Origin of the sequence: Mesorhizobium sp. M4A.F.Ca.ET.090.04.2.1 (assembly GCF_003999085.1) — a bacterium.
Taxonomy (GTDB): domain Bacteria; phylum Pseudomonadota; class Alphaproteobacteria; order Rhizobiales; family Rhizobiaceae; genus Mesorhizobium.
This window is the reverse complement of sequence record NZ_RZOT01000148.1, coordinates 1-11,437: the sequence shown is the minus strand read 5'-3', so window position 1 is coordinate 11,437 and position 11,437 is coordinate 1. Positions and strand designations below refer to the sequence as shown.

Sequence of the window (11,437 nt, the reverse complement as noted above, 5' to 3'; positions counted from 1 at the left end):
AAGGCCAGGGGTGCGCGAGCAAAGGTCTCGTAAAGCGCCGAACCGCTCATTATATGCGTCTCCGGAACCGGAAAATCAAAAAAGCCGCCAAAGCGGCGGCCTTTGCGGCTTATCGTGTTTTTCGGCCATGAAGTCAACGAAAACGTCGCGCATAGGCGCGCGGCATGCCCCTGACGAGACGCCGGTTCATAAGCGGCCGGCAAGTTGGGGAAAACCGGAAAAACCGATTCGTGTTGCCCCGGGGACTCTTGTCACCGAGTCAGCGCATGAGGTATTTGTAGTTGAGAAATAACTAGATTTCGTGCGGCGGACCTAATCACCCGATATATGTGGTGTTGTCTGCCCGGCGGGAGCCGGGACGGGAAGGGATTCCGATCGCCGCACGCCTCAGCAGGAGCGCGGTCTCATGAACTGGACTGACGAGCGGGTAGAACTTCTCAGGAAACTGTGGTCGGAAGGGCTGAGCGCCAGCCAGATTGCGGCACAGCTGGGAGGCGTCAGCCGCAACGCGGTCATCGGCAAGGTGCATCGCCTGAAGCTGTCGGGCCGCGGCCGCGCGACGGCCAGCCCGGCTCGCCAGAAGAAAACCGTGCAGGGATCGTCCATCCAGAAATCGGTATCGCGCGCCGCGACCGCCACGCGCCATGTCACCACCTCGATCGGCGCGACCGCGCTCCAGGCTCAGTTCGACGCCGAGCCTGTGGCGCGCCACTATATCCGCCCGGTGGAAAACGTCGTCGTACCGATCTCGCGGCATCTGCAGCTGGTCGAGCTGACCGAGCGCACCTGCAAATGGCCGAATGGCGACCCGCTGTCGGAAGACTTCAACTTCTGCGGCAACGACGCCGCCGAGACCGGCCCGTACTGCAAATACCACTCTCGCGTCGCGTTCCAGCCGGCGGCGGAGCGGCGCAGAAGCCGCTGAGCAATAGCGAATAGCGAATAGCGAATAGGAACGGCTTGGCTTCTTGTGACAGGGAGCAAGCCATTTTTGGTGTTCTCTATTCGCTACTTTCTATTCGCTGTTCGCTCTCCCTTCACAGCCATCCATTCTTCCTGAACCGCCAGTACAGGAACGAGCAGATCAGCGCGATCGCAACCAGCACGGTCGGGTAGCCATACTCCATGTGCAGTTCCGGCATGTCGTTGAAATTCATGCCGTAGATGCCGGCGAAGGCCGTCGGCACCGCCAGGATGGCGGCCCAGGAGGCGAGTTTTTTCGAGATCGCGGTTTCCTGACTCTGGCCGACCAGAAGACTGGCTTCGAACGCGAAAGCCAGCACCTCGCGCAGGCTGTCGATCTTTTCCTGGACCGTGCGGATATGGTCGGTCACGTCGCGGAACAGCGGGTGCATCGAAGCATTGATCTGCGGCAGGTCGGCGCTGGTCAGCCGGCGGCAGACCTCGACCAGCGGCAGAGCCGCGTTGCGCAGCCGCAGGAGATCGCGGCGCAGCATATAGAGCCGCTCGATGTCGGAGCCGGTCATCGGCCTGAGCAGGACCTTGTCCTCGATCGCCTCGACCTCGTCCTCGATCTGCTCCAGAACCGGCATGTAGTTGTCGACGATGAAGTCGAGAATGGCATAGAGGACGAAGTCCTCGCCCTTGGCGAGCGAATGCGGGCAGGTTTCCCAATGCTGACGGACCGCGGCATAGGATGTCGACGGTCCATGCCTGACGCTGACGATGTAGCCGGCGCCGACGAACAAATGCGTCTCGCCGAAGGTGACGCGGCCGTCGATCAGCTGGGCGGTGCGCGCGACGATGAACAGGGCATCGCCATATTGCTCGATCTTCGGCCGCTGGTGCGGATGCTCGGCATCCTCGATCGCCAGATCGTGCAGATGGAATTGCGCCTGTACGCGCAGCAAAAGATTGCGGTCCGGCTCCAGAAGTCCGATCCAGACGACATGGTCAGGCTTCTTGGCCCAGTCACCGGCCTCCTCGATCGGAATGTCGGCGATGCGGCGGCCGGCCGTATAGACGCTTGACGCGATGATGCCGGACGTCGGCGGCGGGGCCGGAGTGAGGTTCCGAACGTTTTCCATAACAAACTCCTGAGGCACGGCCACTGATCAGGATTCAGGAACGTTCGCGGGAGCTTAGCCTAAATTAGCACGGCGTTCGAGAGGCCATCGTTCACTTCACCGGCAGCGTGCCGGGAACAGCGATCTTGTCCGTCTTGTCACCCTTCGGCCGCTCGGCCGGCATCTGGTCGCCGGTGACGATGTAGTAGATGGTCTCGGCGATGTTGGTGGCGTGGTCACCGATGCGCTCGATGTTCTTGGCGCAGAACAAAAGATGCGTGCAGGGCGTGATGTTGCGCGGATCTTCCATCATGTAGGTCAAAAGCTCGCGAAACAGCGAGGTATACATGGCGTCGATCTGGTCGTCGCGATCGCGCACGAAGCCGATCTTTTCCACCGAGCGCGAGGCGTAGACGTCGAGCACTTCCTTCAGCTGCGTCAGCGCCAGGTCGGCCAGGGCCTCGAGGCCCCGGTACAGGCTGGTCGGCTGGCGTCCGTCGATGACGGCCGCCACCCGCTTGGCGACGTTCTTGCCGAGGTCGCCGACGCGCTCGATGTCGGCGGAGATGCGGATCGCGCCGACGATCTCGCGCAGGTCCGTCGCCATTGGCTGGCGTCTGGCGATGATGACGATCGCCTTGTCGTCGATCTCGCGCTGCCCTTCGTCGAGGGCCTGATCGTCCCGGATGACCTTCTGGGCGAGGCCGGGATCGGCATTGACCAAGGCGGTGATCGCCTGCTCGACCATGCGCTCGGCATGGCCGCCCATCGCAGCGATGCGCTTCGACAGGTATTTCAGCTCTTCGTCATAGGCACTGATGATATGCACGGACTGCATGAACGAATGCCTTCCCGGGGTCTTTTTGACCGAGTCGCTTCCTCAATCTCCCGCTGATACGCCAGCCGGATGACAGAAAGAAGAAACAGCCAGTTAGCAAATAGTACTGACTCAGCGCGCTGGCAAATGGACCGAGAACGCCGCGCCTTTGCCGACTTCCGACTTGATCGACAGCCTGGCATTGTGGCGCGTCAGTATGTGCTTGACGATCGACAGGCCAAGGCCGGTGCCCTTCTGGGTGCGGCTGCTTTCGACGTCGACGCGGTAGAAGCGCTCGGTGATGCGCGGAATGTGTTCTTCGGGGATGCCCGGGCCGTAGTCCCTGATGGTGACGTCGATGCCCGGCTCGGGGCCGGTCCCGTCGCGGGCGATCGACACCGTGACACGCCCGCCCGACTGGCCGTACTTGCAGGCGTTTTCCAGGAGGTTCTCGAAGACCTGGAAAAGCTCGTCACGGTCGCCCGGCACGTCTAGCGGCCCGTCGACGAAGTCGCGCTCGATGACGACGCTGTTCTCACGCGCAAGAGGCGCCAGCGAGTCGATGACGCTGTCGATGGTCTGGCGAAGATCGACCTCGGTTCCCGGCTTCAGGTAGGGCTTCATCTCCAGCCGCGACAGCGACAGGAGATCGTCGATCAGGCGGGCCATGCGGCCGGTCTGGTTCTGCATGATCTGCAGGAACTGGTCGCGCGCCGCCGGATCGCCGCGGGCCGGCCCGCGCAGCGTCTCGATGAAGCCCGAGATCGAGGCAAGCGGCGTGCGCAACTCATGGCTGGCATTGGCGATGAAATCGGCGCGCATCCTGTCGATCCGGCGCGCCTCGCTCTGGTCCTTGAACACCAGCACATAGAGGTCGGTGGCATGGCCGACAGAGGATGCGCTGACACGATAGGCCCGTTCGACCGGCAGCTTCTCGGTGTAGTCGACCATGTCGGATGCGACGGTCCCCGACAGGACGCTGTCCAGCAAGGCCTGCATTTCGGGGGCGCGGAATTTCAGCGACAGCGACATGCCCGGCGCAAGGCCGCCAAAGGCGGCGAAAGCGGCGGCGTTGGCGTGGACGATGGTGGCGGTGCGGTCGAAGATGATCAGCGGATCGGCGACAGCGGCCGCAAGGTATTCGCCAGAAAGCCGCTGCAAGCCGCCTGCTTCCATTGCCGCTGCGTCCTCAGTTGACCGGCGCGGGGCGCCCGACGGCAACAGCGCCGCCGCCACCAGCAGGGCAATCGCCGCCACGAGCACATAGGCCGAAATGCCGGCAAGGCCATAGACGGCGAAAACCGCGACGATGCCGGCGGCAAGCAGCCAGCGACTCCCCCACAGCCGGACGGCCACCGGTTGCGCCGTGCCCTTCTGCTCCGCGTTCAGCTCAGCCATTCGCGCGCTCGCGCCCCATGCCTCTTCCCCGTCGCCGGTCGCGAAAACTTCCGCTGGACCGGCCTGGAGTGCTACAGCGTCATTTGCGCATCCAAACCGGGGCGCGGCGCCGTTGAGGCTCCCAATAGCATGAGTCCGCAAGCTGGAAAGGTTCGTCTCGATGAAAAAAGCCAAGGCAAGTCCCGCCCCGGCACCGGGTCCGCTGAAAATCACGGTCGACGGCAAGGAGCGGGAGTTCGACATCGAGAATCCGGTGCTTCCCGACTGGATCGAGGACAACAAGCTGACCGCCGGCGGCTATCCCTACGACAAGAAGATGAAGAGCGAGGAATATGACGCGACGCTCGAGCAGCTGCAGATCGAGCTGGTCAAGGCGCAGGCCTGGCTGCAGGCGACCGGCAAGCGGGTGATGGCGCTGTTCGAGGGCCGTGACGCCGCCGGCAAGGGCGGCACGATCTTCGTGCTGCGCCAGTACATGAACCCGCGCACCGCGCGCAATGTGGCGCTGACAAAGCCGACGCCGACCGAGCTCGGACAGTGGTATTACCAGCGCTATGTCGCCCATTTCCCGACATCGGGTGAATTCGTGACCTTCGACCGTTCTTGGTACAACCGCGGCGGGGTCGAGCCGGTGATGGGCTTCTGCACGCCCGAGCAGCACGAGAAATTCCTCGGCGAGACGCCGCATTTCGAGCGGATGATCTGCAACGAAGGCATCCACTTCTTCAAATTCTGGCTGAACATCGGCCGTGAAACCCAGCTCGAACGTTTCCACGACCGCCGCTGGAGCCCGCTGAAGAACTGGAAGTTCTCGCCGATCGACGTCGCAGGCATCAACAAATGGGACGACTACACGAAGGCGCGCGACCTCATGGTCGAACGCACGCACAAGGAGTTCGCGCCCTGGATCGTCGTGCGGGCCAACGACAAGCGACGGGCGCGGCTGGCTGTGATCAGGCGCATCCTGTCGTCGCTGCCCTATGACGGGCGCGACCTCGAAATCGTCGGCAAGGAAGACAAGAAGATCATCGGCGAAGGGCCATCATTCCTGGAGAAGTAGGTCCCATTTCGCCGACGATACGGGGCTGGCGGTCCTAGAGCCGGATGATTTCAGGTCGAATCGACCTGAAATCTGAATCCGGCTCTAAATCAAAGAGATAGAGCATGATGTCGTCCGAAAACCGCGTCACACTTTTCGGCATCATGCTCTAGGCCGCCAGCCGGGCGATGCGCTGCAGCCGCTTCAGGGTGGTGTCGTCCTGCAGCGCCTGCTGGAACAGCGATATCTCCTGGTCGATGCGGTCGCAGAGCGCGTTGGTGTCGCCCTTGAGCAGGCCGCGCGTCTGCAGGAGGGCTGCGACCGGCTTCTTGGCAAGCTGCCTTGCCCTGAGAAGGGCCGCGTCCTCGGCGCTGCCGTCGGCGACGATCTCGCCGACCAGCCCGAGCGCCTTGGCATCCTCGGCATGAAGGGTGTCGCCCAGGCAGAAGAAGCGGAAGGCGCCGGCATAGCCGAGCTTCTGCGGCGCCAGGATGCTGGTTGCCGCGTCCGGCACCAGGCCGAAATCGACAAACGGCACCCGGAACGTGCTTGCGCTCGAGGCGATGACCATGTCGCAGTGGAACAGGATGGTGCAGCCGACACCGACGGCATCGCCGTCGACGCAGGCGAGCACCGGTTTCGGAAAGGTGGCCAGCGTGCGGAACATGTCGGTGACGGCAGCGATCAGCTCTCGATGCTTGGTGGCGTCGAGGAACTCGGAGAAATCGCCGCCAAGGCAGAAGCAGCCTGCCAGGCCGCGCAGCACGACGACGCGCACGTCATCGTTGACGGCGGCTTCGTGGAAGGTCCTGGCCAGGCTGGCATAGGCGCGCCTGTCCAGGACCGGCCGGCCATCATGCGAGGAAACGGTGACGACCAGCGTGTGGCCGCGTAATTCTGGTTGCGGGTGGATACTCATAACAAACTCCAATCACGATGCCTGCCGCAGGCCGAGCCTGTCGGGATAGCCCCTTGCCAGCACAGGGGCGAAATGATTGCGGCGCGCGCGCACCACGTCCAATGTGTGTTCGGTGAAGGTGAGCAGCGTGGCCACGACTTGTTGATTGCCGTAGGTACGCTGGTAGCCAAGCGGGGTCGCCAGGAAATGCAGTTGCAGCGCGCGCAGGACCCACATCGGCTCAAACTCGATGATGACCTGGTTGACGTTGCGCTTGAGTCCCCATTCGACGAAGCCGGCGATCAGCTCGGTGCCGACCGTCGACACGCCGCGCTTGCCATCACGGAAGCCCGGCGCCACGGCATAGCGCGTCAGCTCCCAGATGCGAGGCCCCGAGGGCGGCGTGCCTTCATAGAGATCCTGCAGCACCTCGGTCAGGAGATGGGCCCGGGTCGTCGGCAACATCCGCTGATAGCCGGCAAGCTCGCCGTTGCGGATGACGAGCTGGTGCACCGCCTCGTCATGGTCGAACTGGTCGATCTCGAGGCCGTCGGGGCGTTCGAGATCGGTCCAGCCCATCTCCTCGACGAAGATCTTGTAGCGCAACCGGTGGACGGCTTCCCAAAGGTCGGGGCGCTCCATCAATTCCTGGGTTGTTAGGGAAAAAAGCATTAGCCGTCTCCTGTGTCCAAAAAGGAAGATACGGCCGGGCATTCCCGAAAAAATTACGCGATCGCGTAGGCAAGAATTTCTAGGCCGGCACGGCCGACCTAGCTAATATAGCCGCGCCTAATCGCTTCCGCGACGGCTTGCACCCTGTTGACGGCACCGAGTTTGCTTTTGGCGTTAAGAAGGTGTTTCTCGGAAGTGTGTTCCGAGATGCCTAGAATTTGAGATATTTCCCATTCGGACTTGCCGACGGCGGCCCATTGCAGGCATTCGCGTTCGCGCGGAGTCAATTCAATATGATCGATGGTCTTGGCGGCCATGGTGTGAATTTGCATGGCGCGGCCGATCGCATAGGTCGCCACCAGCGACACGATTCCGAACTCCGACTCGGACAATTCAACGGCCTCGCCGCCCAGCGACACCATGACGATCTGGCCGTCGAGCGTGATCAGCGGAAAAGCCAGGCCGTCGCGCAGCTTGAATTCCCTGGCGTCGCCCATCACCTCGCCGCTGCTCTTGTCGATGCGGATGCCTTCCGAAGCCTCCCGCCACTGGAACGGCGCCTGAAGCTGCTTCATGTGACTGACGACGGGATCGTGATCGACGTAGTTGCGCGCCACATAGCGCTCCAGCCACTCGCCCGGCCAGTCGCAGAGCAGGACGTGGTCTTTCTGCTGGCCGCGCGGCGTGCCCGGATGCGGAACCGTTCCAGCCATCAACGCCGTCAGGCCGAAGTTCGACGTGACGCCAAGCAGCCTTTCACAAACCGCGGCCGCCGTGTTGGCGTGCTGCAGCTGATCGATGTATTCCAGTGTGCGATCAAAATGACCCATCGCAACATCTACCCCATGTTGCCTTCCGCATCAGAGATCGATGGTAGATGCCTGACCCGCGCTTCGCCATCAACCCCGGATTGCAAAGCTGCGCCGCTTTCGTGACCGGCTGATTGCCCCCTTTCAGCCGGCACCGCGGAGCTATTTGCAAACTCCCTAAACCATACGCTTAAATTCACAGGTTGAAATCAAAAACCATTGTGCCGGCGTGATTTTCGTACGAAAAGCCCAAAGACATGACTGGGCGGAGTCTTCTTGTGACATTGCGGCGGATAGTTATCGCCCTGTCGATGCTGGTGGCGGCGCAGTCTTTTGCCGGCATGACATTTGCCGCCGAGCCGCAGGTGCCGGTGCTCTGGGACGCCAAGGAGCGGCTGCCGAAGCCGGACCTCTCGGCGCTGCCGCGCCTCAGATTCCTCACCACCACCGATTTCCCGCCGTTCAACTTCCTGGATGGCGGCGGCAGGCTGTCCGGTTTCCATGTCGACCTGGCACGGGCGATCTGCGCCGAGCTCGGCATCGCCGAGAAGTGCCAGATCCAGGCGCTGCCCTGGGGCGAGCTCGACGAGGCGCTGCAGAAGGGCGAAGGCGAGGCGATCATCGCCGGCATCGCCGCGACAGCTGAAACGCGGTCCAAATACGCCTTCTCGCGATCGTACCTGCAGTTTCCGGCGCGCTTCATCATGCCGAAGGCGAAGGCCTTTACCGAACCGATCCTCGACAAGCTACGCAGCAAGCGCGTCGGCGTCGTTGCCGGCTCGGCGCATGAAAAGATGCTGCGCGACTATTTCGGCACCGTCCAGGTCGTCCCCTTCGACACGCCGGAAACGCTCTACGGGGACCTCAAGGCCGGCAAGATCGATGCCGCCTTCGGCGACGGCATGCGCTTTGCCTTTTGGCTAGGCGGCACCGACGCGGCCGGCTGCTGCCGCTTCGCCGGCGGGCCGTACCTGGCGCCCGAATATCTGGGCTCGGGCATGGCGATCGCCACGAGGGCCGGCGATCCGGCGCTGGCGGCGGCCATGGACTATGCACTGCAGGAGATTTCGGTGAAGGGCACCTTCGCCGAATTCTATCTGCGCTATTTTCCGGTCAGCTTCTTCTGAGGACTGCAGCACGGCCAGGGTTTGCTGAGATTCAGGTCAGGACGAGCCGAAGTGGTGGGTTCCGAGAATCGGAGCGGACTAAAAGTACGTGAGCACCGGAAGCGCAGGAAACCGCCATTTGCAGGCCGGCCTCACCTGAATATCAACAAAGCCTAGGTGAGTGTGCGCAGGCGCGCCTTGGCCGCGCGGGCGATGGCCGCGACAGTCAGCGTGTCGAGATCGAGCTTGAGGCGGATGAGCTGCAGCACTCGCACCTCCTCCATGCGCATTTCGAGATCAACGGCGGCGACCTCGAAAGCGGCGGCATAGGCGGTGTCGCGCAGCCGCTCCGGCAGCGCCCCTGCAACGAGTTCGAGCACGCCTTCCAGCCCGTCCTCGTCGTGCAAAGCCTTCTGGCAGGCCTGGGCAACCGCCACCAGCCTGTCCTGGTTGAAATCCACAAACACCGGCCATGAACGGACGACGTCGCCGATGCGTGCAAGCTCGACATCGGTCATGTCGCGGTCGGAAGCCGAAGTGATGACCATGAGGTAGATCAGGGCTTCGTGTGGCGTCAAAGGCATTCAAAACTCCATGATGATAGGCCCGAAGGTAGGGTCGCCACGTGGGCGCCGCAAGGAAAACCACCGCAAATCGTTGACGCTCCGGCTAGTGACGCCTAGAGACCGGTTGAAAACCTACTTGCCGCGAAGGCCGGCACATGACGTGGAAGCAGTGATATGACGGGATCAAACACCATCGATCTCAATCCCGAGATGCTGGCGGCGGCTGCCGAAAGCAAGGCCTGGCCGTTCGAGGAAGCCAAAAAGATCATCGCGCGCTACAAGGACGCCGACTTTCCCGAGACGGTGCTGTTCGAAACCGGCTACGGCCCGTCCGGCCTGCCGCATATCGGCACGTTCGGCGAGGTGGCGCGCACGACCATGGTGCGGCATGCCTTCCGGGTGCTGACCGAAGACAAGGTCAAGACCAAGCTGCTCTGCTTCTCCGACGACATGGACGGCATGCGCAAGATCCCCGACAACGTGCCGGATCGCGACGCGCTGGGGCCATACCTGCACATGCCGCTTACGTCGGTGCCCAACCCGTTCGGGGGCGACTATGCCAGCTTCGCCGACCACAACAACGCAATGCTGTGCCGCTTCCTCGACACGTTCGGCTTCGACTACGAGTTCGCCAGCGCGACGCAGTACTACAAGTCAGGCCGCTTCGACGAGGTGCTGCTGCGCGCCGCCGAGCGCTATGACGAGATCATGGCGGTGATGCTGCCGACGCTGGGCGAAGAGCGCCAGGCGACCTATAGCCCGTTCCTGCCGATCTCGCCGAAGAGCGGCCGCGTGCTCTATGTGCCGATGAAGCATGTCGACGCAAAAGCCGGCACCGTCACCTTCGATGACGAAGGCACCGAGACCACGCTCTCGATCAGGGGCGGCAAGGTCAAGCTGCAGTGGAAGCCGGATTTCGGCATGCGCTGGGCCGCGCTCGGCGTCGATTTCGAGATGTTCGGCAAGGATCACCAGACCAATGCGGTGATCTACGACCGCATCTGCAACATCCTCGGCGGACGCGCGCCGGAGCATTTCGTCTACGAGTTGTTCCTCGACGAGAACGGCCAGAAGATCTCGAAGTCGAAGGGCAACGGACTGACCATCGACGAATGGCTGACTTATGCTCCGACCGAGAGCCTCGGGCTATACATGTACCAGCGGCCGCGGCAGGCCAAGAAGCTCTATTTCGACGTCATCCCGAAGGCAGTCGACGAATATTACAGCTTCCTCGGCGCCTACTCCCGGCAGGACTGGAAGGAGCGGCTCGGTAATCCGGTCTGGCACATGCATGACGGCAACCCGCCGGCCATCGACCTGCCGGTGCCGTTCGCGCTGCTGCTCAACCTGGTCAGCGCCTCGAACGCGCATGACAAGGCAGTGCTGTGGGGCTTCATCTCTCGACACGCGCCGGGCGTGACGCCGGCGACGCATCCTGAGCTTGATCGGTTGACGGGCTACGCGATCCGCTACTTCGACGATTTCGTGAAACCGACCAAGGTTTTCCGCGCCGCCGACGAGGTAGAGCGCGATGCACTGGCGAAGCTTTCCGACGCGCTCGGCGCGCTGCCGCAGGGCGCCGACGGCGAGGCGATCCAGAACGCGGCGCTCAACGTGGCGCGCCGGATCGAGCGCTATCAGGATCATTCCAAGCAGAGTCCCGAAGGCGGGCCGGGTGTTTCCGTCGCCTTCTTCCAGATGATCTACCAGGTGCTGATCGGGCAGGAGCGCGGACCGCGTTTCGGCTCCTTCGCCGCGCTCTACGGCATCGCCGAGACGCGGGCGCTCATTGAGCGGGCGCTGGCTGGTCAGCTAGCGGCGTAAGGACGCCATCTTCCGTCGGCAAGATCGAATCTGGCGCGGCGGGCGCGGGAGCCGTCGCTTCCGGCAGCGACGGCAGGCCGCCAAGGTTCGGGGCGTGCCCGAAAATGCCTTTCTTCTCCGAGCGTGCCTTGTCGCCGGCCTCGACAAAGGGGCCTCCCGTGGCGGCGCGCGCCCAGCCGCTCTCGACCAGCCACTGGCCAATATCCTGATTACCGACACGGCATTCGGCGGAGATGAGGTCGCGGCCGCCGCCTTCCGGCGGCACGATGCAGGCTATCGCC

General features: G+C 63.0%; 13 protein-coding genes and 1 pseudogene. 5 read left to right on the top strand and 9 right to left on the bottom strand.

Annotated features, from left to right (window positions below; genetic code table 11):
- A partial coding sequence (locus tag EN781_RS34795) for a hypothetical protein (RefSeq protein ID WP_210213474.1) occupies positions 1-203 on the bottom strand: 203 nt, incomplete at its 3' end.
- 203 nt (positions 204-406) lie between these two features.
- Here EN781_RS34795 and EN781_RS12910 point away from each other — a divergent pair.
- Complete coding sequence (locus tag EN781_RS12910; protein ID WP_126056595.1) at positions 407-925, top strand: GcrA family cell cycle regulator; 519 nt, start codon at positions 407-409, stop codon at positions 923-925.
- Between the two features lie 112 nt (positions 926-1,037).
- On the opposite strand, the gene EN781_RS12905 is transcribed toward EN781_RS12910, so the two are convergent.
- From EN781_RS12905 to EN781_RS12895, 3 genes are all read right to left on the bottom strand, one after another.
- Positions 1,038-2,048 carry a magnesium and cobalt transport protein CorA gene (locus EN781_RS12905; protein ID WP_126056596.1) on the bottom strand — a complete coding sequence of 337 codons (1,011 nt, stop codon included), beginning with the start codon at positions 2,046-2,048 and terminating at the stop codon, positions 1,038-1,040.
- Positions 2,049-2,139: 91 nt separating this feature from the next.
- A complete protein-coding gene (gene phoU / locus EN781_RS12900; protein ID WP_126056597.1) occupies positions 2,140-2,865 on the bottom strand; it encodes a phosphate signaling complex protein PhoU in 726 nt (241 codons plus the stop codon).
- 111 nt (positions 2,866-2,976) lie between these two features.
- Positions 2,977-4,242 (bottom strand): ATP-binding protein, encoded by a 1,266-nt coding sequence (locus EN781_RS12895; protein WP_126056598.1) that lies wholly within the window; start codon positions 4,240-4,242, stop codon positions 2,977-2,979.
- 160 nt (positions 4,243-4,402) lie between these two features.
- Here EN781_RS12895 and ppk2 point away from each other — a divergent pair, with 160 nt between their 5' ends.
- The gene (gene ppk2 / locus EN781_RS12890) at positions 4,403-5,302 is read left to right on the top strand and encodes a polyphosphate kinase 2 (protein ID WP_126056599.1); all 900 of its coding nucleotides are present in this window, start codon (positions 4,403-4,405) and stop codon (positions 5,300-5,302) included.
- A gap of 148 nt (positions 5,303-5,450) precedes the next feature.
- Here ppk2 and EN781_RS12885 read toward each other — a convergent pair whose 3' ends face one another.
- From EN781_RS12885 to EN781_RS12875, 3 genes are all read right to left on the bottom strand, one after another.
- Positions 5,451-6,200 (bottom strand): enoyl-CoA hydratase-related protein, encoded by a 750-nt coding sequence (locus tag EN781_RS12885; protein ID WP_126056600.1) that lies wholly within the window; start codon positions 6,198-6,200, stop codon positions 5,451-5,453.
- Between the two features lie 12 nt (positions 6,201-6,212).
- Entirely contained in the window at positions 6,213-6,851 is a 639-nt protein-coding gene (locus EN781_RS12880) for an acyl-homoserine-lactone synthase (RefSeq protein ID WP_126056601.1), read from the bottom strand.
- Positions 6,852-6,949: 98 nt separating this feature from the next.
- Positions 6,950-7,564, bottom strand: a complete 615-nt coding sequence (locus EN781_RS12875) for a LuxR family transcriptional regulator (protein WP_245455735.1) — start codon at positions 7,562-7,564, stop codon at positions 6,950-6,952.
- Here EN781_RS12875 and EN781_RS35245 point away from each other — a divergent pair.
- The gene (locus EN781_RS35245; RefSeq protein WP_245455796.1) at positions 7,511-7,786 is read left to right on the top strand and encodes a hypothetical protein; all 276 of its coding nucleotides are present in this window, start codon (positions 7,511-7,513) and stop codon (positions 7,784-7,786) included. The two genes, EN781_RS12875 and EN781_RS35245, sit on opposite strands and share 54 nt — an antisense overlap.
- 185 nt (positions 7,787-7,971) lie before the next feature.
- Positions 7,972-8,787 carry a transporter substrate-binding domain-containing protein gene (locus EN781_RS12870; protein WP_126059248.1) on the top strand — a complete coding sequence of 272 codons (816 nt, stop codon included), beginning with the start codon at positions 7,972-7,974 and terminating at the stop codon, positions 8,785-8,787.
- A 152-nt stretch (positions 8,788-8,939) separates the two neighbouring features.
- On the opposite strand, the gene EN781_RS12865 is transcribed toward EN781_RS12870, so the two are convergent.
- On the bottom strand, positions 8,940-9,350 hold the full coding sequence (locus EN781_RS12865; RefSeq protein ID WP_126056603.1) for a tellurite resistance TerB family protein: 411 nt from the start codon (positions 9,348-9,350) through the stop codon (positions 8,940-8,942).
- A 156-nt stretch (positions 9,351-9,506) separates the two neighbouring features.
- Between EN781_RS12865 and EN781_RS12860 the strand changes: the two genes are divergently transcribed.
- Positions 9,507-11,156: a lysine--tRNA ligase gene (locus tag EN781_RS12860; RefSeq protein ID WP_126056604.1), complete on the top strand. Its 1,650-nt coding sequence runs from the start codon at positions 9,507-9,509 to the stop codon at positions 11,154-11,156.
- Here the strand turns inward: EN781_RS12860 and EN781_RS12855 are convergent.
- Positions 11,119-11,437 (bottom strand): annotated as a pseudogene (locus tag EN781_RS12855) (thermonuclease family protein); the annotation flags it as partial. The gene EN781_RS12860 and the pseudogene EN781_RS12855 overlap by 38 nt on opposite strands.